This is a genomic window from Methylobacterium sp. E-025 (assembly GCF_022829705.1).
GTDB lineage: Bacteria > Pseudomonadota > Alphaproteobacteria > Rhizobiales > Beijerinckiaceae > Methylobacterium.
On the sequence record NZ_JAKSYR010000034.1, the window covers coordinates 96,432 to 116,396 of the forward strand.

A 19,965-nucleotide genomic window follows, 5' to 3' on the forward strand; every position below is an offset into this window, starting at 1 on the left:
GGCCCTTTCGCTCGAAGGAACGCTATTCCGCGATGACGCCGGGGAAGCGCTGCGCCAAGTCCTGTCGCGTCGCATCCGCCCAGGCGCGGTCCCGCTGCGGCCGCGGCCGGTCGAGCGGGATGGTGGCGACGAGGCTCGCCGGGCGCGGGGAGAGCAGCAGCAGCCGGTCGGCGACGGCGATCGCCTCGGCGACGTTGTGGGTCACCATCAGCACGCTCATGCCGAGCCGGTCGACGGTGTCGACCACGAGGCCGCGCAGCGAGGCGGCGGCCGCGTCGTCGAGCGACACGAACGGCTCGTCGAGCACCAGGAGCCGCGGGTCGTTGGCGAGCGCGCGGGCCAGCGCCACGCGGCGCTGCATCCCCAGCGACAGCGCGCCCGGATAGCGGCCGCGCCAGGGGGCGAGCCCGAGATGCGCGAACAGCCCGTCGAGGTCGCGCCCGCGCTGCGGCCGCGGCATCGCGAGGCGCACGTTCTGCTCCACCGTCCGCCACGGCAGCAGGCGCGGCTCCTGGAAGACCATGCCCGGTCCGGTCTCCGAGGCGCGCGGATCCGGCACGATGGAGCCGTCGTAATCGGCGTCGAGCCCGAGCAGGATCCGCAGCGTCGTGGTCTTGCCGGCCCCCGAGGGCCCGATCAGGCAGGCGATCTCGCCCGGCCGGATCGCGAAGGCGAGGTCGCGCACCGCCTCCACCGGCTCGGCCGAGGCCGGATGGTAGACCTTTCGCGCGATCGCGACCCTGAGGACCGCGTCGGAACCCGACATCTCGTCGACGGCGGCGGACATCTTATCGCCAGCGGCGGACATGCGCTTCGAGCCGCTGCAGGAGGAGGATGTCGATGGCGATCATCACGCTCATGAACACGATGCTGTAGCCGAGGATCGCGGCGACGTCGGTGCTCTGGACGAAGTAGTAGTTGATCGCGAAGCCGACGCCGTTGGGGCGGCCGAGCAGCTCGATCACCAGCACGATCTTCCAGGCCAGCGACAGGCCGGAGCGCGCCGCGGCCACCACGTAGGGCTGCAGCTGGGGCACCAGCACGTGGGCGACCCAGGAGCGCCGGTCGAACCGGTAGGTCCGCGCCATCTCCTCAAGGCCCGGGTCGAGGTCGCGCGCGCCCTCCCGCAGGATGACCGCGACGTTGGGCAGCTTGTTCAGCACCACGGCCAGGATCGCGGCCGACTCGTTCAAGCCGACCCAGACGTAGGCCAGCACCGTGATCACCAGGGCGGGCGTGTTCAGCATCGCCAGCAGCGGCGTGTCGAGCAGGGTGTTCAGGCGCTTCGAGCGGCCGAGCGCGACGCCGAGCAGCACGCCGAGCACCATCGCGAGCACGAACGAGACGCCGACCCGCGCCAGCGTGATCCCGACATTGGTCCACAGGTCGCCGCGCGCCGATTCCCGGCCGATGAAGGCCGCCACGGTGAGCGGCGTCGGCAGCATCCGCGAGCCCGCGGCTTGTGCCGCAGCCTGCCACGCGGCGAGCAGCACCAGCATCGAGCCGAGACGGGTGAGGATGGCGCGGCGGTTCGAGGCGCTTGCGCGGATCAACCGGTCTTCCCGTCGTAGTACAGGCCCGGCGGCAGGCCGGTGCCGGTGCCGACGAGGCGTTCGCCCCCGAGCCGCGACATCACCGAGAACAGCCGCTCGCCGTCGCTGCGCTCCTCAGCCAGCGGGCGGCGCGGGATGCCGGCAAGGTATTCCCGCTTCAGGGCCTCGAAGATGGCGTCGTCGTCGGCGGCCATCAGCGGGCGCACGATCTCCCAGGCGGAGGGGTCGGCCGCGAGCATGTCCTTGGCCGCGCGCACCGCGCGCACGAACCCGGCCATCGCCTCGGGCTTCTCGGCGACGGTCTGCGCCTCGAACAGGTATCCGATCAGCGCGAACGCGCCCTTCGCGCCGAGCGCGCGCATCATGTCGTCGGCGCCGATCAGCCGGCGGAAGCCCTTGGCCTCGAGGCGTGCGCAGTAGGTCCAGTAGGTGAGCGCGGCATCGAGCGACCCCTGCTCGAGCTTCAAAGCGATCAGGGGCGGTGCGCCGTAGGCGATCTCGGTCTTGGCCTCGATGTCGAAGCCGGCCGCGTCCTGCGCCTGGGCCTTGAGCAGCAGCCAGTTCTTGTCGAGTGGCCCGCCGCCGACGCCGAGGCGCTTGCCTTCGAGATCCTTGAGGGTCTTCACCGGGCTCGCGGCGGGCACCATCACGGCGCCCTCGGAGGTCGAGGCCGGCACGTAGCGCATCGCCCGGCCCTCGTTGCCGAGGCGGGCCGCCCAGAGCAGGTCCCCGACGATCACGTCCACCTGGCCGCCCATGAAGGCGATCCGCGCCGCGTCGTTGCCGGCGAGCTTGACGAGGTCGAGGGTGAAGCCGTTGGCGGCGTCGAGCCCGCGCGCCTTGATCACCGCGGCTTCCCACGCGACCGTGCCGAACGGCAGGCTGCCGAGGCGCACGCTCGGGGCCGCCAGCGCCGGATGCGACAGCACCGGCAGGCCGGCGAGCGCGGCGGCGAGCAATCCGCGCCGTGACAGCATGGCGCCTTCTCCCTGGAGGTCTTGCCGGCCGGTTCGGCCTTGGGCCCGCCCCGGCCGGAGCGGTGAGGCTCCGACGCCGAGGGTGCCGTTGCCGAAAGGTCATAGGGCGCAGCACGCGGCCCGTCCACAACCGCCTTGCGCGGGAGCGGTGGCCGGGGCAGGCTCGAAGGGGACAACCGACATCGGAAGAGAGATCATGGCCGAGCCACGCGAAGGCACCCTGGACGACGAGACCATCGCCACTCGGATCGCCGCCGAGATCCCGGCCTGGCGCTACGAGGACGGGTGGATTCGCCGCACCTACAAGACCGCGAGCTGGAAGAGCACGCTGATGGTGATCAACACCGTCGGCCACCTCGCCGAGGCCGCGTGGCACCACCCCGACCTGACCGCCTCCTACGCCTGGGTCGAGGTGCGGCTGATGAACCATGCCGCCAAGGGCATCACCGATAAGGACTTCGCGCTGGCGCGCAAGATCGAGGAGGTCGTCTCCTGGCAGCCGGGCCTCGAGGGCCAGGGCCTGGAAGGGACGCCGACGGACGCACGCTTCGCCTACGTCAAGTACGAGAAGTAGGCCGATCCTCACGACACGCTCATGGCATCGCGCGGCGGTGACGCTCGATTCCTTACGTGGGCGGCTCGATCTTGGCGGTGCGGTTCCGGCAAGGGGCCGCGCCAGCCCCGCGTGAGACCATGCCGAACCTTCGATCCGCCCTCGCCGCCGTCGCCGGCCGCCCGCCCGCCATCCCGGACGTGCCCGCTCTCAGCTTCACCATCGGGCAGGATGCCGGCGGCTGCTGGGTCGCGCTGGAGAGCCACGGGATCGCCGGCGGCCTGTTCCGCAACCGCGACGACGCGCTCCATTACGCCGGGGGCGAGATCCGGAACGGGCGCGGCGAGATCCGCTTCGCCACCGGCCCCATCGCCTTCAAGGCCGGATGCTGAGGCGCCCTGCGGTCACTGCGGGCTCTTCACCCGGCGGCACTCGGTCTTGAGGTAGGAGGTCTTGCCGATCTCCTCGCGCAGGTCCGTGCGGGCGATGATCTCCTGCCAGCCGTTGGTGCAGCCGAGCTCGTTCGCGACGCGGACCTTGCGCACCTCCAGGGCCTTGTCGTCGGTGCAGGCTTCCTGCGCGATCGCGTTGGCGCAGACGAGGACGACGGCGAGGAAGGTGTTCACGGCAAGGGCTCTCCCGCGGGAAGGACGTGGCAGCCCTACGCACGAGCCGCGCAGGAGGTTTCGCGCCGGGCGGCGCGGCGGCGTCGCCTTGCGTCGACCGGGCCGAGCTTCACGCCACGGCGACGACGCGGTCGGCCGCGTAGGTCGCGCCCTCGACCGGGTTCGCCACCCAGCGGCAGCGTCCGATCGTCATGTCGTGCCCGGCATGGAAATGGCCGGACACCCACAGGACGGGCCGCGCGGCGTCGTCGAGCTCGTCGAGCACCGTGGTCGCGTAGAAGGCCGGCACCCACCACGGCACCCCCGGGGCGTCGCGGAAGGCGTCGGCCGCACGCGGGCTCGGGGGATGGTGCGTCACCGCCACCGTCGGCCCGTCGAACGGCTGCGCCAGGGCCGCCAGCAGCCGGCGGCGCTCGGAGGCGTGGGCCGCCATCGCGTCGGCGGGAAGCCAGGCGGTGCCGTCGGCCTTGCGGATCGAGCCGCGGTACTCTCGCGAACCGGTGATCGGGTCGGTCATCCGCTCGGCCGCGTAGCTCACCGGGTCGGCCGGCCGGTCGGGCGCGTCCGCCGCGAGCCAGCGCCCGGCCAGGGACCAGTCGCTCCACAGGGTCGCGCCGACGAAGCGAACCCCATCGAGGACGCACGTGGCGCCGTGCTGCAGCAGGTGGATCCGGGCACCGGCGCCATTCAGGCGCTCGACCTCCCCTGCCAGTGCGGCGAGGAGCTCGGGGGCGGTTCGCGCGTCGCCGGTCGGCGCATAGTGCTCGTGATTGCCCGGCACGAGCACCACCGGTCGGCCGCCGGCCAGCGCCAGCACGGCGGCGAGCCCGCGCTCGGGGTGGCCCTCGTACAGATCGCCGGCGCAGACCATCACGTCGAACGCCCCGCTCGGTGCGGCGATGAGATCGAGGCGGCGGCGCTCGAGATGGAGGTCGGAGATCGGGAAGATCCTCACGGGGGCGGTCCTGCTTCGTGCACGGCGCGGCGCTCGGCGGAGGCCGCGCGAAGGATGTCGCCGGCCGAGTCCGCGTTGAGGATGGCGATCCCGGCCGCGGCGATCAGGTCGGGCCAGGGCGAGGGCTGCAGCGCGGTGGCGAGCCCGGCCGCGATGATCGCCAGGTTGGCGTAGGCGTCGTTGCGGGCCGACAGCCAGGCCGCCCGCGTCAGGCTGCCGGCGCCGTCGCGATGGCGCGACAGCATCAAGGCGCAGGTCAGGTTGATGCCGAGCGCGCCGAGGCCGGTGAGCGTCAACGGAAGCGGCGCCGGCGCGCTCAGGTCCGAAAACTTCTCGTAGGCCGCGTAGGCGGTCGCGAGCGCCGGCACCATCAGGATGCCGGCCATCAGCGTGCCGAGGCGGGCGCGGTTGACTGCGCTCCAGCCGAGGCCGGCGAAGATCAGCAGGTTGATCGCCGCGTCCTCGAGGAAGTCGAGGCTGTCGGCGATCAACGCCACCGAGCCGATCGCCAGGGCGACCGCGATCTCGATGCCGAAGTAGCCGAGGTTCAGCCCCGCGACGCGCGCGACGACGGGGCGGAGCGGGGGGGAGGCGGTGGAGTCCACGCGGGCGACGGTGTCCGTTGACGGGCCGGGCCGCCTCTTCGCCCACCGCGCGCGGGCTGTCGACCCGGCCTCGGCGTTTCGCCCGGCTGGATTCGGCGCCCGACCTGTGCGAGGCGGGGCCGCGGCCGGACCGAATCCGTGCGGCCGGAACGAGGAGTCTCAGATGTTGCCCGAATTGCGCGTTCTCTACTTCGAGGACCTCGAAGTCGGGCTCTCGGAGACCCTGTCGAAGACGATCGCCTCCTCCGACGTGATCGGCTTCGCCGAGATCACCGGCGACCGCAACCCGATCCACCTGTCCGAGCACTTCGCGGCGCGCACGCCCTTCGGCACCCGCATCGCCCACGGCCTCTACACCGCCGGGCTGATCTCGGCGGTGCTCGGCACCCGCCTCCCCGGCCCCGGCGCGGTCTACATCAGCCAGACCCTGAACTTCCGCGCGCCCGTGCGCATCGGCGACACCGTCGACGTGACCGTCGAGGTAGCCGAGCTCGTGCCCGAGCGGCGCCGCGCCCGCCTCAAGTGCACCTGCTCGGTGGCCGGCGAGGTCGTGCTCGACGGCGAGGCCCTGGTGAAGGTGCCGACCAAGGCCGAGGCCGACCCGCTGGCGATCCGCATGGGCGGCCGTCCGCCGGCGTGAGCGGAGCCGGACCCTAAGGCCGCCGACCGCATGTGCGCCGACGCGCGGTCCGTGCAGCCGATCCCGATCACCGATCCGGCCGATCTGCGCCTCGCCCCCTATGCGGCGATGCGCGAGCGCGACCTCGTCGGGCGGGCCGGTCGCTTCATCGTCGAAGGCGAGGTCACGCTGCGGCTGATGCTGTCGCCGCAGGCCCGCTTCCGCACCGAATCGATCCTGTTGCTGCCCGAGCGCGTCGCCGGCCTCGCAGCCGCGATCGAGGCCGGCCCCGGCACGCCGCCGGTCTTCGTCGCCGACCGCGCGGTGATGAGCGCGGTGGCCGGGTTCCCGATCCATCGCGGCGTGCTCGCCGTCGGCATCCGCGGCGACGGCGCGCGTGCGGACGCGGTCGTCCCGCCGGCGCCCGCCCCGGCGCTGGTCGTCGGCCTGGCCGGCTTGACCAACCACGACAACGTCGGCGGCCTGTTCCGCAACGCCGCGGCCTTCGGTGCCGATGCGGTGCTGCTCGACGCCGGCACCTGCGATCCGCTCTACCGCAAGGCGATCCGCGTCTCGGCCGGCGCCGCCCTGACCGTGCCCTTCGCGCGCTTGGATCCCGGCGCCGACTGGCTCACGACCGCCCGCGCCCTCGCCCTCGAGCCGCTGGCGCTCAGCCCGTCCGGGCGAGAGGACGTCGCCGATCTGACGGCGCCGGCCCGCACGCTGCTGCTGCTCGGCACGGAAGGCCCCGGGTTGCCGGCCGACGTGCTGGCGCGGATGCGCGGCCTGCGCATCGCGATGGCGGCGGGCTTCGACTCGCTCAACGTCGCCACCGCCGGCGCGATCGCCCTGCATCGCCTCTCCGGCGGGGGGCGCGATGCGCGCGACAATGCGCACCCATTGCCTTGACCCCGCGGCGAGCTAGCTTGACAGCAGGTGGACCGGGCGGGAGCCGGTCGTCCGCCGGGTGGTTCTGGTCTGGGAGTCGGGCGCGTTGCTTCAGTCACGGGAGGGCCTGCGGACATTGTCCGGGCGCCGGGTCGTCGTCGTCGGTGCCGGGCCGGGCGGCCTCGCCACGGCCCTGCTGCTGGCGCGCGCCGGCCTTCAGGTCACGCTGATCGAGAAGGACCAGCAGGTCGGCGGCCGCACCAAGACGGTCGAGGCCCCCGGCGGCTACAAGTTCGACATCGGCCCGACCTTCTTCCTTTATCCACAGATCCTGGCCGACATCTTCGACAGTTGCGGCGAGCGGCTGGAGGATCACGTCAAGCTCGAGCGGCTCGATCCACAGTACCACCTCGTTTTCGAGGCCGGCGGCGAGATCCGCGCCACCGGCGACATGGACCGCCTCGAAGCCGAGATCGCCCGCATCGCGCCCGACGACGCTAAGAACGTCAAGCAGTTCTTCGCCGACAACCGGGTCAAGCTGAAGTTCTTCAAGCCGGTGCTGGAGCAGGCGTTCCACACCCTCCGCAGCATGGCGAGCCCGGGGATGCTGCGGGCGCTGCCCCACCTGCATCCCGGCCGCAGCGTCGACCGCGACCTGCAGCGCTACTTCAAGGATCCGCGGGTCCGCCTCGCCTTCGCGTTCCAGACTAAGTACCTCGGCATGTCGCCGTTCCGCTGCCCGAGCCTGTTCACGATCCTGTCGTTCCTCGAATACGAGCACGGAGTCTACCACCCGGTCGGCGGGTGCGGCGCGATCTCGGAGGCGATGGCCGGCCTCTGCCGACGCATGGGCGTCGACATCCGGCTCGGGACCTCGGTCGAGCGCGTCACCTTCGACGGCAAGCGCGCCGACGGCGTGATCGTGGACGGAGAGCGGATCGCCGCGGACGCGGTGGTGATCAACGGCGACTTCGCGCAGGTGATCCAGGATCTCGTCCCCGAGGTGCACCGCCCGCGTTGGCGCGACCGGAAGATCGAGAAGGCGCGCCTCTCGTGCTCGACCTTCATGATGTACCTCGGCATCGAGGGTAAGATGCCCGAGACCCTCGGTCACCACACCATCCTCCTGGCCGAGGACTACGCGCGCAACATCCGCGAGATCACCGACGGCATCCTGCCGATGCAGCCCTCGGTCTACGTGCAGCATGCCGGCTACACCGACGGCGGCATGGCGCCCCCCGGCCATACCGCCCTCTACGTCCTCGTGCCGGTGCCGAACCTGAAGGCGGGGATCGACTGGTCCGCCACCCGCGCGACCTACCGGGCCCTGGTGCTGGAGCGCCTGAAGCTCCTCGGTCTCGACGACATCGAGAGCCGCATCCGCTTCGAGCGGATCGTCGACCCGGTCGAGTGGCGGGACGAGTTCGCGGTGTACGAGGGCGCCACCTTCAACCTCGCCCACGACCTGATGCAGATGCTGTACTTCCGCCCGCACAACCGCTTCGGGCCGGGGCTCTACCTCGTCGGCGGCGGCACGCATCCGGGCTCGGGCCTGCCGGTGATCTACGAGGGCGCGCGCATCTCCGCCCGCCTGCTCATCGAGGAGCTGGCCGGCGCCCGCGTCGCCGAGACCTCCGGCGTGCCCGAGACCGCGGCGCTTGCCACCGGCGGCGAGACCTCGTGAGCGTCGCTGGGCCCCGCACGCTCCGTACGCCGACTCCCATTCCGCATTCCGGCCGCGCCCCAAGGCGCCTCGCGCTCGCCGCGGCGGCCGTCTTCGTCGCCCTGCCGGCGGCGGCGGCCACCGTCGAGGTGGTGGTGGATGGGGCCGACCCCGGCACCTCCGTGTCCGTCGCCCTGTGCCAGGGCGGCCTGTCCGAGGAGGCCTGCAGCCTCGGGCAGGAGCTGACCGCGCGCGGCGGGACGGTGAACGTCGTGTTCCGCGACGTTCCGGCCGGTCGCTACGCCGTCGCGGCGTTCGAGGACGTCAACGGCAACCGCAAGCTCGACCGGACCGGCCTCGGCCTGCCGATCGAGCCCTACGGCTTCTCCGGGGGCGTCGGTCTCAAGGCCCGCCCGACCTTCGCGCAGGCCGCCTTCGACCTGCGCGAACCCGGGACCGCGCTGCGGGTCGGCCTCGCCCGCGCCCTGCCCCGACGCTGAGGCGCCGCGTGACGGAGCCTCTCGTCCGCGTCGCGGGCGCCGCCCTCGCCTATCGCGATCGACGCGTGCTCGACGCGGTCGATCTCGTCCTCAGCGCGGGCGAGATCCTGGCGCTGCTCGGGCCGAACGGCGCCGGCAAGACCTCGCTGATGCGCCTGATCGCGGGGCGCCTCGCGCCGCAGGCCGGAACGGTGCGGGTCGGCGGCCAGGATCCGTTCCGGGTGCGCGCAGCGCGGCGGGCGATCGGCTGGGTGCCGCAGGAGATCGCGCTCTACCCGCGCCTCACCGTCGCCGAGAATCTCGGCGTGTTCGCGCAGCTCGCCGGCATCGGGCGGCGTGAGCGCGCCATGGCCGTGGCGGAGGCCATGGCGCTCACCGACATCGCCGAGGCGGCCGGGCGCCCGGTCGGGCTGCTCTCGGGCGGCTACCAGCGGCGGGTCAACATCGCGGCGAGCCTGATGTGCCGGCCGGCCCTGGTGCTGCTCGACGAGCCGACGCAAGGGGTGGATCTCGTCGCCCGCGCCGCGATTCACGCCGTGCTCGGGCGCCTGCGCGAAGAGGGCACCGCCATCCTAATCGCCACCCACGACTTCGCCGAAGCCGAGCGCCTCGCCGACCGTGCCGCCTTCATGGCCGGTGGCCGCATCGTCCGCGAAGGTACGCTCGCGGACATGCTGGCCGAGCTTCGTGCCGGCATTCCCGAGCGCGAGGTCGCCCTCAGCCTGCCGGCCGGCCCGGCCGCCGACGAGGCCCTGCGCCGCGCCGGGTTCGCGCCCTCGCACACCCCCCTGGTCTGGCGCGCCGCCCCCGGCCTCGCCCGCCCGCTCGACGGCGCGGACCTGCTCGACGCGCTGCGGGCGCAGGCGGTGCCGGCCTACGAGGTCCGCGTGCGCGCGCCCGGCCTCGAGGCGCTCTACCTCGACGCCCTCGACGGCGGCCCCGCGGGCCTGCGCCTAGCCGAGGCCGCGCGATGATCGGCGCCGCCTTCCGCGTGATGTGGATCAGCCTGATCCGCGACCGCGCCGCCCTGACGATGGCCTTCGTGCTGCCGACCGTCATCTTCGTGATCTTCGCCGCGATCTTCTCGGGCGCGATCGGCGACCGCATCCGCATCCATCTGGGGCTCGCCGACCTCGCCGGCACCGCCACCACCGAGCGTCTGATGAAGGCCCTGGAGGCCGACCCGTCTCTCCGCGTCACCCGCCTGCCCGAGCGCGACTTGGCCGGAATCGTCGCCGCGGTGCGCCGCGGCGACGTCGACGTGGCGCTGGTGATCCGCAGCGACCTCGCGGCACCGGCGGCCGGTGCGGCGTCCGAGCAGCCGGTGGTGCTGGTCGAGAGCCCGGCCAAGGCGCTCGCCACCCCGATCGCCCTCGGCCAGCTCCAGCGGGTGCTGAACGAGGCGCTGCCCGACGTGGTGCTGTCGCGGGTCGTCGCCGACGTCGAGCGCAGCGGCAAGATCGGCGCCGACGAGCGCGCCTTCCTCGACGAGGCCTTCGCCGAGCAGCGCGCGAAGAAGGAGCCGTTCAGCTTCGCCTCGCTGGTCGAGCGGCGCAGCACCGCGGAAGGCGCCGCCAACGAGCGCGTGCGCTACTATGCCGGTGCGATCACCGCGGTGTTCCTGCTGTTCGCCGCGATGCAGGGGGCGATGTCGCTCACCGAGGAACGCGCCACCGGCCTCGCCGACCGGCTGATGGCGGGGCCCGGCGGCCTGGGCGTCATCGTGCTGGGCAAGTTCGCCTTCCTCACCGTGCAGGGCGTCGCCCAGGCCGGGCTGATCTTCGCGGCCGCGGCCCTGCTCTACGGCGTCGAGATCGGCCCGCACTGGCCGGCCTTCCTCGTCACCTGCGCGCTGGTCTCGGCGATGGCAGCGGGGCTCGCGCTCGCCGCCTGCGCCGCCGCCGCGACCCGCCAGCAGGCGCACCTCGCCTCGACCTTCGGCGTGCTGCTGCTCTCGGCGGTCGGCGGCAGCATGGTGCCGCGTTTCCTGATGCCGCCCTGGTTGCAGCAGGCGGGCTGGTTCACGCCGAACGCCTGGGCGATCGAGGCATACCAGGGCGCCCTCGGCGACGGCGCCGCCGCGGCTTTGGCCGCCTGGGGCGTGCTGTCGGCGATCGGGCTGGCCGGGCTCGGGGCCGCCTTGATGCTCGTTTCGCGGCGGACGGCATGACGATGGTCGGCCCGGCGCGACCCGGTGGCGCGTTGACCGCCGATCGGTTCTGCCTAGCTTCAATCGAGGGGACGCCGTCGTCGCGGGCGTGCCGGGAGTATCGAACGCCATGAGCCAGGATTCCACGGTCGCCGTCGTCGGCAGCGGGCTCGGCGGCTTGGCCGCCGCCTGCGTGAGCGCGGCGCGCGGACACCGGGTCACGGTCTACGACAAGAACGACTGGCTCGGCGGAAAGGCCGCGGTGCTGCACGAGGGCGGCTTCCGGTTCGACATGGGGCCGACGATCCTCACCGTGCCGCGCGTGCTTGAGCGCATCTTCGCCGAGGCGGGCCGCAACCTGCACGACTATCTCGACCTGCGCCGGCTCGATCCGCAGTGGCGCTGCTTCTTCGACGACGGCACCCGCATCGACCTGATGCAGGACGTCGCCCGCATGGCCGCCGACATGGATCGCTTCGCGCCGGGCGCCGGGAGCGGCGAGGGCTACAGGAAGTTCCTGGAGGTTTCCGAGAACCTGCACCAGATCTCGGAAAAATTCTTCTTCTGGAAGCCGGTGGAGGACCTGTTCGACACGATCAACGTCCGCGCGAACCTCAACCCCGGGACCCTGCGCGACGTTCTCGCGCTCCGGATGCACGCCTCGGTGGCGAGCACGATCCGCGGCAAGGTGAAGGATGCGCGCCTGGCGCAGATGCTCGACCACTTCGTGCAGTATGTCGGCTCCTCGCCCTACGGCGCGCCGGCGGTGCTCTGCGCCATCGCGCACATGCAGACGGCGGAGGGGGTCTGGTACCCGATGGGCGGCACCCGGGCCGTCGCCGAGGCGCTGGCCAAGCTCGCCACCGAGCTCGGCGCGACGCTGAAGCCGGGCGAGGAGGTGTTGGGCCTCGACGTCACGGCCGGCGCGGTGAAGGGCGTGCGGACCAAGTCCGGCACCACCGCCTACGACGCGGTGATCTCGAACATGGATTCGGTGCGGACCTATAAGGAGCTGGTCGGCGGCGACGCCGGCAAGGCCTACGCGAAGAAGAACCCCGAGCCGGCCTGCTCCGGCGTGGTGCTCTACCTCGGCCTGAACAAGCGCTACGAGCACCTGAACCACCACGACTTCATCTTCTCCAAGGACCCCGAGGAGGAGTTCGACTGGATCTACCGCAAGGGCGAGCCGGCCCCGGACCCGACCGCCTACCTCGCGGCGCCCTCCTCCACCGATCCGTCGGTGGCGCCCGAGGGCGGCGAGGCGCTCTACGTCCTCGTCCACACGCCGTACCTGCGCCCGCACCACGACTGGAAGACGATGTTCCCGGCCTACCGGCAGGTGATCCTCGACAAGCTCAAGCGCACGGCCGGCATGCCGGACCTCGAGGAGCGCATCGTCGTCGAGCGCCACCTCACGCCGCAGGACATCCACGAGCGCTACCATGTGCTCAACGGCGCGATCTACGGGCTGGCCTCCCACGGCAAGGTCATGGGCGCGTTCAAGCCGGGCAACCGCTCGCGGCAGGTGCGCAACCTCTACCTCGCCGGCGGCGCCGCCCATCCCGGGCCGGGCATGCCGATGGTGATGATGTCGGGCTGGATCGCCGCCGACGCGCACGACGCCGACGCCCGCGGGCAGCTGCGCGAATCCGCGTGACCGGCGAAGCGGCACCCGGCATCCTGCCGCCCGGTCCGGTCCGGGACTGAACCCATGGCCGATGCGCCCGATCGCAGCCGCCGGTTCCGGGCGCCGCCGCCGGCCTCGCCGGTGGTGTGGCGGTTCATGGTCGCCTACTTCGATCGCTTCCTCCGGCGGCGGATGAACGCCCTGCGCCTCGCGCGCTGGGGGGCGGCGCCGGAGCTCGGCCCGGGGCCGGTGGTGGTCTACTGCAACCATCCGGCCTGGTGGGATGCGGCGGTGATCATCCTGCTCGCCGGGCGCCTGTTTCCCGAGCGGTCGAGCTACGCGCCCTTCGACGCGCGGATGCTGGAACGCTACGGCGTCTTCCGCCGGATGGGCGCGTTCGGCGTCGACCTCGACACGCCGCGCGGCGCGGCGCAGTTCATGGCCGCCTCGCGCGAGATCCTGGCCCGGCCCGCGAGCGTGCTCTGGATCACCGCCCAGGGGCGCTTCGCCGACGTGCGCAGCCGGCCGCTTGCCCTGCGCGCCGGCGTCGCCCGGCTCGCCGAGATCGCGCCGGACGCGCAGTTCGTGCCGCTGGCGCTCGAATACGCGTTCTGGGACGAGAGCGGCGCCGAGGCCTGCGCGGCCTTCGGCCAACCCGTGTCCGGGAGGACCCTGGGCGATTTGCCCCGCGGCGAGCGCCTCGCGCGGCTGGAGGCCGACCTCACCGCCGTCCTCGATCGCCTGAGCGCCGACGTGATCGCCCGCGATCCGGCGCGGTTCCAGCACCTCGCCGCGGGGCGCCAGGGCGTGGGCGGCCTGTACGACGGCTGGCGGCGGATGGCGGCGGCCCTGCGCGGGCGGCGCTTCGAGGCCGGCCACCGGGCTGCGGCCGGGCGGGAGACCCGGGCCGAGGAAGTGCAGCGCTGATGGTCGACCTCGTGCTGCCCGCCCTCGCGATCCTGGCGCTCGCGGCCGCGCTTCTGCCGGCCGTCCTCGCCGCGATGAACCTGACGCTGCTGCGCACGCCCGAGCCGGACGGGCCGGAGGCGGGCCTCGTCTCGATCCTCATCCCGGCGCGCAACGAGGCCGCCCATATCGCGGCGACCGTTCGGGCGGCGCTCGCCAGCGTCGGCGTCGCCGTCGAGGTGCTGGTCGGCGACGACCACTCGACCGACGCCACCGCCGAGATCGTCGCGGGCATCGCCGCCGGCGAGCCGCGCCTGCGCCTCGTGCCTGTGCCGCCGCTGCCGGAGGGCTGGACCGGCAAGAACCACGCCTGCGCCCACCTCGCCGGCGAGGCACGCGGCGCGCATCTGCTCTTCGTCGACGCCGACGTGCGGCTCAAGCCGCTCGCGGCGGCCGGCCTCGTCGCCCATGCCCGCCGCACCGGATCGGGCCTCGTCAGCGCGGTGCCGCGGCAGGTGATGGGCACGCTCGGCGAGAAGCTCACCGTGCCGATGATCAACTTCCTGCTCGTCGGCTACCTGCCGGTGGCGATGATGCGCGCCTCGATGCGCCCGGCTTTGGGCGCGGCCTGCGGGCAGCTCCTGCTGATCGGGCGCGACGCCTACGCGGCGATCGGCGGCCACGGCGCCATCCGCCGCTTCCTGCACGACGGGGTGAAGCTGCCCCGGCTGCTGCGCGCGGCCGGACACCGCACCGACCTCGTCGCCGGGCACGCGCTCGCCGATTGCCGGATGTATACGGGATTCTCGAAGTGCTGGGCCGGGTTCTCGAAGAACGCCCACGAGGGCATGGCGACGCCGGTGGCGCTGCCGGTCTGGACCGCCCTGCTCGGCCTCGGCCACGTCCTCCCGCCCGTGCTGGTGCTGGCCGGCCTCCTCGGCGGCCTCGACGCCGCGACCTGGTTCCTGGCGTTCGCGGCGCTCGCCGTCTCGCTGGCGACCCGCACGGCGATCACCCTGGTGACCGACGAGCCGGCCGCGACCATCCCGCTCCACCCCGCGGCGGTCGTGGTCGCGCTGGCGATCCAGTGGAACGTGCTGCTGCGCCGCAAGCGCGCCGGCGCCGCCGTCTGGAAGGGCCGCAGCTATCCGACCGGCGGTGCCTGAGTCTCTTCGAGGATCCACGCCGCCGTCTCCGCATCCGCCTCGGCGACCGCGAGGTGCAGGACGATCGGCGTCTCGTAGGGATGGCGCGCCTTCAGGGCCGCGGCGAGGGTGTCCGACAGGCCCGTGCGCGTCTTCACGATCGCGACGACCTCGCTGCCGTGCTCGATCGCGCCCTTCCAGGCGTAGACCGAGCGCATCCCGGGCAGCACGTTGACGCAGGCGGCGAGCTTGTCCCGCACCAGCGTCTCGCCGACGGCGAGCGCCGTCTCGGCATCGGGGAACGTGGTATAGACGAGGAGCGGACGCTCCATGCTATGGCTCTCTGAACGACTGGGCGCACGCACGAAGCATGGTGCACGCGCGCGATTGAGCCCCGCTCCGGCTCCGCGTCAACTCAGGTGGGTCCGGGTCACGCATGCCGCGCTTCCACAAGGTCGCCTTCGTCGCGAGCCCGACGCCCGACGCCCGCGAGGCGGCCGCCGCCCTGATGCGGCGCTACGACCACGTCGCGCCCGAGGAGGCCGACGTGGTGGTCGCCCTCGGCGGCGACGGCCTGATGCTGCAGGTGCTCCACCGCTTCATGGACGCGAAGAAGCCGATCTACGGCATGAACCGCGGCACCGTCGGCTTCCTGATGAACGAGTTCCGCGAGGACACCCTCCTGGAGCGCCTGGAGGCCGCGCATCGCAGCGTCGTCCACCCGCTGCTGATGGAGGCGCACGACACCGAGGGGCGCAGCCACCGCGCCCGCTCGATCAACGAGGTCTACCTGCTGCGCCAGACCCACCAGACCGCCAAGCTCAAGATCTCGGTCGACGGGCAGGTGCGGCTGCCCGAGCTGATCGCCGACGGGGTGCTCGCCGCCACCGCGGCCGGCTCCACCGCCTACAACCTGTCGGTCGGGGGCCCGATCCTGCCGCTCAACGCCAAGCTCCTGGCGCTGACGCCGATCTCGGCGTTCCGGCCCCGGCGCTGGCGCGGCGCGCTGCTGCCGGACCACGCCCACATCCGGATCGAGGTGCTCGACGCCGAGCACAGGCCCGTCGCGGCGGTGGCCGACCACACCGAGTTCCGCCGGGTGTCGATGGTCGACACCTGGCTCGACCGGGAGACCGATCTCGTGCTGCTGCACGACCCCGGCCACAGCCTCGACGAGCGCATCCTGCGCGAGCAGTTCGGCTGAAGGCGCTCGCCTACGCAGCGAGATCCCTGCGCGCCCCGTAAGCGGCGAGCGCGCACAAAGTCTCCGCGAACGCCGCGCGGATCTCCGCCATCTGCCCCGCATCGGGGATGGTGCCCGAACTCCGAGCCCCGCCCTCGACCGCGGCGAGCAACCCGACCAGCCGCGTCGCGCCGATGTTCGCGCTCATCGATTTCAGGCCGTGGGCGGCGCTGGCGACGGTGCCGGCTTCGCCTCCGGGGATCGCGGCTTCCAGCGCGGTCAGCGCCGCCGGCGCCTGCCCGGTGTAGAGGCCGAGCACGCGCGCCAGGAAGGCGCCGTCGCCCATCTCGGCGAGGCCTTCGAGGGTTTCGCTGTCGAGGAGCCCGGGGGCGGAAGGCTGGTCCGAGCCTGCTTCGTCGAAGGCGTCCACCCGGGACGCAAGCGTGTCCGCGCCGGGCGCGTCGGCCGCGACGAAGCGGCCGAGCACCTGCGCGAGCTGAGCCAGGGTGAAGGGTTTTGCCAGCGTCCCGTCCATGTCGGCTTCCTGCCACGCGAGCGCGCCGTCGCCGATCACGTGCGCGGTCATCGCGACGATCGGCAGGCGGGCGGCGCCGGTCTCGGCCTCGCGGCGGCGGATCGCGCGCGTCGCTTCGAACCCGTCGAGGACCGGCATGCTGCCGTCCATCAGGACCAGATCGAAATGGGCGGCCGCGCTCGCGGCCATCGCCTGCGCGCCGTCCCCGACGGTGATCACGTCCGTTACGCCGCAGCGCGCCAGCGCCTCGATCGCGACCTCCAGGTTCACGGCGCTGTCGTCGGCGACGAGCACGCGGGCCTGAGGGAAGCGCGGCAGGGCGTCGGCGGAGGTAGTGGAACGCGGCGCGTTCGCGGCGAACGGGCGGTCGGCGGCGAGCGCTGCCAGCACCGGCCGCCACTCCGCCTGCACCACGGGCCAGCGCAAGACCTCGTCGGCGAGCCCGGCGCGGAGCGCCTGCTGACCGGCCGGATCGCCCATCGGCGCCACCGCGACCACCCGCAGGGCCGCGTCCGGGCGGCGCCCGTGCGCGAGCAGCTCGGCCGCATCCATGATCCAGGGTGCGCGATCCGGCGCGGTGTCCGCAAGCGGGGCGAGGTCCGCCTCGACGAGGCCCGCCGCCAGCGCCACGCGTGTCGCACCGCCGAGGCCGGCGAGCACGACGCCCTTCGGCGCCTCGGCCGACCGGCGGATCGTCTCGGCCGTCTCCGGCGCTTCGATCGGGATCCGCGCCCAGAAGGTCGAGCCCTCGCCGACGCGGCTCTCGAGGCCGACGCCGCCGCCCATCGCCGCGATCAGGCGCTCCGCGATCGAGAGGCCGAGGCCGGTGCCGCCGAAGCGGCGCGTGGTCGATTGGTCGGCCTGGGTGAAGGCAGTGAACACCCCGGCGATCTTGTCCTGCGGAATGCCGATGCCGGTGTCGACGACGGCGATCTCCAGCATCCGCCCGTCGTCGCAGGTCCGCATGCGGACGAGGACGTGGCCCGCTTCCGTGAACTTGAGGGCGTTGGAGACGAAGTTGCTGACAACCTGGCCGAGGCGCACCGGGTCGCCGACCATGCCGGCGGGCACGTCCGCGCCGATCTCGGCCGCGAGGTCGAGCCCGGCCGTGCGGGCGCGCTCGCCGAACAGCGTGACGACCGAGTCGGCGATCTCGGCCGGGCTGATCGGGGTGCGCTCCAATTCGAGCTTGCCGGCCTCCACCTTCGCGAAGTCGAGGATGTCGTTGATGATCGCCAGCAGCGATTGTCCCGAGCGCGCGATCACCTCGGCGTAGCGGCGCTGGCGCGGCGGCAGGTCGGTGGCGGCCAGGAGCTCGGCCATCACCAGCATGCCGTTCATCGGCGTGCGGATCTCGTGGCTCATGGTGGCGAGGAAGGTGGATTTCGCGGCGTTGGCGGCGTCCGCCTGCTCCCGCGCCTCGCTGAGATCGTGGGTCCGCACGCGGACCTCCTCCTCCAGCCCGGTGCTGTAGGCGGCGAGCTGCCGGTCGCGGACGTTCACCGCGCCGAGCAGGTCGTTGAAGGTCTGGGCCAGGGCCCCGACCTCGTCGTCGGTGGTGACGTCGGCCCGTCGGCTGTAGTCGTGGCGCGAGCGCACCGCGTCCATGGTGCCGGCGAGCGCGGTCAACGGCCGCGTCACGGCACGCTGAAGCCTGAGCGAGACCGCGAGGCCGACGGCCACCGCGACGAGGCCGGCGAGCAGCGCGTTGAGCGCGACGCCGCCGAGGCGGTCGGCGAGGTCGCCGGTCTCGGCCACCACCACGACCCGGCCGATCTCGCGCTGGTTCTCCAGCACCGGCTCGCCGACCTTGAGGGTCCGGGTGAGGAGCAGAGCGAGGAGCGACGGCTGCTCGGCGGCGTCGAGGTCGAGGTCGTTCGACAGCCTGAGCCCGATGCCCTGCTCGCCGAGGATGCTGCCGTCCGGGCGAATCAGCGCGGCGTAGACCAGCGAGGGGTTGCGCGCGATCGCCCGAAGGGTGGTGTCGGCCGCATCCGCGTCGTCGCTCGCGATGGCGCCGGCGCCGCTCTGCGCGAGCACGCGCGCGACCGTGCGCAGGGCCTCGCGCTTGTCGGCGGCGTAGCGGTCGACCTCGCGCCAGACCGAGAGCGTGGTCGCGACGAGGAGCGCCACCGCGACGGCGCCGACGACCGCCCAGGCGACCCGGCCCGCGAGGGACCGCCGCGGGTCCAGTGCCTTCCAACGCATCGTGCCCCGGCCTTCCTTCGAACGTCGCATCCGATCGCGTCGGCTCACGCGGCTGCGCGCAGCCATTGCCGCTCGACCTCGCCCCAGCCGGCCAGGAACGCCGCGACGCAGGCCGGGTCGAAGTGCGAGCCTGCGTTGTCGGACAGGAGCGCCCGCGCCTTCTCGAGCGACCAGGCCTCCTTGTACGGCCGCTCCGAGACCAGGGCGTCGAACACGTCGGCCACGGCGACGATGCGGCCCGACAGCGGGATCGCCTCGCCGGCCAGGCCCGCCGGATACCCGGTGCCGTCCCAGCGCTCGTGGTGGCTCGCGGCGATCTCGGCGGCGAGCTGAACCACGTTCGAGGTGCTGCCTTCGAGGATGCGGCGGCCGCGCTCGGCGTGCTTCTCCATCTCGCTGCGCTCGTCGACCGAGAGCGCGCCCTGCTTGAGCAGGATCGCGTCGGGCACGCCGATCTTGCCGACGTCGTGCATCGTCGAGGCGAGGCTCAGGAGGCGGCAATATTCGGCGTCGAAGCCGAGGTTCCTCGCGATGATGCCGACATAGGTTGAAACCCGCGCGATGTGGTTGCCGGTGTCGGTGTCGCGGTGCTCGGCCGCGCGCATCAGGAGGTCGATGATCTCGCGCTCGCGCGCCTCGATCACCGAGACGGCGGCGGCGACCTCGCGCGCCAGCCACGCCGCGCGGTCCTGCTCCTGGCGGTGGGCGTGGCTGATCTTCATCAGGTTGCCGACGCGCGCCCGGATCTCGGCGGGGTCGAACGGCTTGCCCAGGAAGTCGGTGGCGCCGGCATCGAGCGCCTGACGGCGGATCGTGCGCTGGTCCATGCTCGTCACCATGACGATCGGCACGTGCGCGAAGCCCGCCACGCCTCGCGCGGCCGCGATGAACTCGAGCCCGGTCATCCCCGGCATGTCGTAGTCGGTGATGGCGATGCCGATGCGCTCGACGTTGTCGCGCAGGAACGCCAGCGCCGCGACGGGGCAGGTGAACTCGACCGGCTCGCAGTCGGGCACGGGCTTCAGCGCCTGGACGACGAGCAGGTTGTTGAGTTCCGCATCATCGAGGATCAACGCGAGCATGGGGCTCCATCCCGTCGGCGGTGAAGGGGGCCCGTCGTCATTGCGTCAGCAGCAGCCGGCCGGAGACCGGGCCGACGCCCTTCGGCACCGGCACGCTCGTCGCGCCGTAATTCGCGTTGAGGACGAGGTTCGGGCCTTCGTAGAGGTTGATCTGCTGGGCCACGATCACGGTGTAGGCCGACTGGTCGGCC

21 protein-coding genes are annotated in these 19,965 nt (G+C 72.8%); 12 read left to right on the forward strand and 9 right to left on the reverse strand.

Going from position 1 to position 19,965, the window contains the following annotated elements:
• Positions 1-22: 22 nt before the first annotated feature.
• The 3 genes from MKK64_RS02585 to MKK64_RS02595 are packed head-to-tail and all read right to left on the reverse strand — an operon-like array spanning position 23 to position 2,530.
• The gene (locus tag MKK64_RS02585) at positions 23-787 is read right to left on the reverse strand and encodes an ABC transporter ATP-binding protein (RefSeq protein WP_243932126.1); all 765 of its coding nucleotides are present in this window, start codon (positions 785-787) and stop codon (positions 23-25) included.
• Position 788: 1 nt separating this feature from the next.
• Positions 789-1,499 carry an ABC transporter permease gene (locus MKK64_RS02590; RefSeq protein WP_147727945.1) on the reverse strand — a complete coding sequence of 237 codons (711 nt, stop codon included), beginning with the start codon at positions 1,497-1,499 and terminating at the stop codon, positions 789-791.
• Between the two features lie 50 nt (positions 1,500-1,549).
• Entirely contained in the window at positions 1,550-2,530 is a 981-nt protein-coding gene (locus tag MKK64_RS02595; protein WP_147727942.1) for an ABC transporter substrate-binding protein, read from the reverse strand.
• A gap of 196 nt (positions 2,531-2,726) precedes the next feature.
• Here MKK64_RS02595 and MKK64_RS02600 point away from each other — a divergent pair, with 196 nt between their 5' ends.
• A complete protein-coding gene (locus MKK64_RS02600; protein WP_243932127.1) occupies positions 2,727-3,104 on the forward strand; it encodes a 4a-hydroxytetrahydrobiopterin dehydratase in 378 nt (125 codons plus the stop codon).
• Between the two features lie 119 nt (positions 3,105-3,223).
• On the forward strand, positions 3,224-3,475 hold the full coding sequence (locus MKK64_RS02605; protein ID WP_243932128.1) for an RAG2 PHD domain containing protein: 252 nt from the start codon (positions 3,224-3,226) through the stop codon (positions 3,473-3,475).
• A gap of 12 nt (positions 3,476-3,487) precedes the next feature.
• On the opposite strand, the gene MKK64_RS02610 is transcribed toward MKK64_RS02605, so the two are convergent.
• The 3 genes from MKK64_RS02610 to MKK64_RS02620 form a co-directional block, all read right to left on the reverse strand.
• Positions 3,488-3,709, reverse strand: a complete 222-nt coding sequence (locus tag MKK64_RS02610; RefSeq protein ID WP_243932129.1) for a hypothetical protein — start codon at positions 3,707-3,709, stop codon at positions 3,488-3,490.
• A 109-nt stretch (positions 3,710-3,818) separates the two neighbouring features.
• Positions 3,819-4,664, reverse strand: coding sequence for a metallophosphoesterase (locus MKK64_RS02615; protein WP_147842315.1), 846 nt, complete (start codon positions 4,662-4,664; stop codon positions 3,819-3,821).
• A complete protein-coding gene (locus MKK64_RS02620; protein ID WP_243932130.1) occupies positions 4,661-5,269 on the reverse strand; it encodes a cation transporter in 609 nt (202 codons plus the stop codon). The genes MKK64_RS02615 and MKK64_RS02620 overlap by 4 nt, the downstream gene beginning before the upstream one ends.
• A 163-nt stretch (positions 5,270-5,432) precedes the next feature.
• Between MKK64_RS02620 and croR the strand changes: the two genes are divergently transcribed.
• The 9 genes from croR to MKK64_RS02665 all read left to right on the forward strand — a co-directional run bounded on the left by croR (position 5,433) and on the right by MKK64_RS02665 (position 14,787).
• Complete coding sequence (gene croR / locus MKK64_RS02625) at positions 5,433-5,909, forward strand: 3-hydroxybutyryl-CoA dehydratase (RefSeq protein ID WP_147727936.1); 477 nt, start codon at positions 5,433-5,435, stop codon at positions 5,907-5,909.
• Positions 5,910-6,017: 108 nt separating this feature from the next.
• Positions 6,018-6,797: a TrmH family RNA methyltransferase gene (locus MKK64_RS02630; protein WP_243932142.1), complete on the forward strand. Its 780-nt coding sequence runs from the start codon at positions 6,018-6,020 to the stop codon at positions 6,795-6,797.
• Between the two features lie 85 nt (positions 6,798-6,882).
• Complete coding sequence (crtI, locus tag MKK64_RS02635) at positions 6,883-8,460, forward strand: phytoene desaturase family protein (protein WP_243932131.1); 1,578 nt, start codon at positions 6,883-6,885, stop codon at positions 8,458-8,460.
• Between the two features lie 38 nt (positions 8,461-8,498).
• Complete coding sequence (locus MKK64_RS02640) at positions 8,499-8,939, forward strand: DUF2141 domain-containing protein (protein WP_409567832.1); 441 nt, start codon at positions 8,499-8,501, stop codon at positions 8,937-8,939.
• Between the two features lie 8 nt (positions 8,940-8,947).
• On the forward strand, positions 8,948-9,913 hold the full coding sequence (locus MKK64_RS02645) for an ABC transporter ATP-binding protein (protein WP_243932132.1): 966 nt from the start codon (positions 8,948-8,950) through the stop codon (positions 9,911-9,913).
• Positions 9,910-11,109: an ABC transporter permease gene (locus tag MKK64_RS02650; RefSeq protein WP_243932133.1), complete on the forward strand. Its 1,200-nt coding sequence runs from the start codon at positions 9,910-9,912 to the stop codon at positions 11,107-11,109. The genes MKK64_RS02645 and MKK64_RS02650 overlap by 4 nt, the downstream gene beginning before the upstream one ends.
• 109 nt (positions 11,110-11,218) lie before the next feature.
• Entirely contained in the window at positions 11,219-12,745 is a 1,527-nt protein-coding gene (locus tag MKK64_RS02655; protein ID WP_243932134.1) for a phytoene desaturase family protein, read from the forward strand.
• Between the two features lie 126 nt (positions 12,746-12,871).
• Positions 12,872-13,642: a lysophospholipid acyltransferase family protein gene (locus MKK64_RS02660; RefSeq protein WP_243932143.1), complete on the forward strand. Its 771-nt coding sequence runs from the start codon at positions 12,872-12,874 to the stop codon at positions 13,640-13,642.
• Positions 13,642-14,787, forward strand: a complete 1,146-nt coding sequence (locus tag MKK64_RS02665) for a glycosyltransferase (protein ID WP_243932135.1) — start codon at positions 13,642-13,644, stop codon at positions 14,785-14,787. The genes MKK64_RS02660 and MKK64_RS02665 overlap by 1 nt, the downstream gene beginning before the upstream one ends.
• Here MKK64_RS02665 and cutA read toward each other — a convergent pair.
• The gene (gene cutA / locus MKK64_RS02670) at positions 14,766-15,098 is read right to left on the reverse strand and encodes a divalent-cation tolerance protein CutA (protein WP_243932136.1); all 333 of its coding nucleotides are present in this window, start codon (positions 15,096-15,098) and stop codon (positions 14,766-14,768) included. The two genes, MKK64_RS02665 and cutA, sit on opposite strands and share 22 nt — an antisense overlap.
• 104 nt (positions 15,099-15,202) lie before the next feature.
• Between cutA and MKK64_RS02675 the strand changes: the two genes are divergently transcribed.
• On the forward strand, positions 15,203-15,970 hold the full coding sequence (locus tag MKK64_RS02675) for an NAD kinase (protein WP_147726303.1): 768 nt from the start codon (positions 15,203-15,205) through the stop codon (positions 15,968-15,970).
• A 10-nt stretch (positions 15,971-15,980) separates the two neighbouring features.
• Here MKK64_RS02675 and MKK64_RS02680 read toward each other — a convergent pair whose 3' ends face one another.
• Both MKK64_RS02680 and MKK64_RS02685 read right to left on the reverse strand, forming a co-directional pair.
• Positions 15,981-18,692, reverse strand: coding sequence for a hybrid sensor histidine kinase/response regulator (locus MKK64_RS02680; protein ID WP_243932137.1), 2,712 nt, complete (start codon positions 18,690-18,692; stop codon positions 15,981-15,983).
• Positions 18,693-18,736: 44 nt separating this feature from the next.
• Positions 18,737-19,774: an HD-GYP domain-containing protein gene (locus MKK64_RS02685; protein ID WP_243932138.1), complete on the reverse strand. Its 1,038-nt coding sequence runs from the start codon at positions 19,772-19,774 to the stop codon at positions 18,737-18,739.
• Positions 19,775-19,965 lie beyond the last annotated feature (191 nt).

Bases quoted from the DNA above. Each gene is read 5' to 3' on its own strand.
- MKK64_RS02585 (WP_243932126.1), bottom strand. From the start codon at position 787: ATGTCCGCCGCCGTCGACGAGATGTCGGGTTCCGACGCGGTCCTCAGG.
- MKK64_RS02590 (WP_147727945.1), bottom strand. From the start codon at position 1,499: ATGCTGGTGCTGCTCGCCGCGTGGCAGGCTGCGGCACAAGCCGCGGGC.
- MKK64_RS02595 (WP_147727942.1), bottom strand. From the start codon at position 2,530: ATGCTGTCACGGCGCGGATTGCTCGCCGCCGCGCTCGCCGGCCTGCCG.
- MKK64_RS02600 (WP_243932127.1), top strand. From the start codon at position 2,727: ATGGCCGAGCCACGCGAAGGCACCCTGGACGACGAGACCATCGCCACT.
- MKK64_RS02605 (WP_243932128.1), top strand. From the start codon at position 3,224: ATGCCGAACCTTCGATCCGCCCTCGCCGCCGTCGCCGGCCGCCCGCCC.
- croR (WP_147727936.1), top strand. From the start codon at position 5,433: ATGTTGCCCGAATTGCGCGTTCTCTACTTCGAGGACCTCGAAGTCGGG.
- MKK64_RS02630 (WP_243932142.1), top strand. From the start codon at position 6,018: ATGCGCGAGCGCGACCTCGTCGGGCGGGCCGGTCGCTTCATCGTCGAA.
- MKK64_RS02650 (WP_243932133.1), top strand. From the start codon at position 9,910: ATGATCGGCGCCGCCTTCCGCGTGATGTGGATCAGCCTGATCCGCGAC.
- MKK64_RS02655 (WP_243932134.1), top strand. From the start codon at position 11,219: ATGAGCCAGGATTCCACGGTCGCCGTCGTCGGCAGCGGGCTCGGCGGC.
- MKK64_RS02660 (WP_243932143.1), top strand. From the start codon at position 12,872: ATGGTCGCCTACTTCGATCGCTTCCTCCGGCGGCGGATGAACGCCCTG.
- MKK64_RS02665 (WP_243932135.1), top strand. From the start codon at position 13,642: ATGGTCGACCTCGTGCTGCCCGCCCTCGCGATCCTGGCGCTCGCGGCC.
- cutA (WP_243932136.1), bottom strand. From the start codon at position 15,098: ATGGAGCGTCCGCTCCTCGTCTATACCACGTTCCCCGATGCCGAGACG.
- MKK64_RS02675 (WP_147726303.1), top strand. From the start codon at position 15,203: ATGCCGCGCTTCCACAAGGTCGCCTTCGTCGCGAGCCCGACGCCCGAC.
- MKK64_RS02680 (WP_243932137.1), bottom strand. From the start codon at position 18,692: ATGCGTTGGAAGGCACTGGACCCGCGGCGGTCCCTCGCGGGCCGGGTC.
- MKK64_RS02685 (WP_243932138.1), bottom strand. From the start codon at position 19,774: ATGCTCGCGTTGATCCTCGATGATGCGGAACTCAACAACCTGCTCGTC.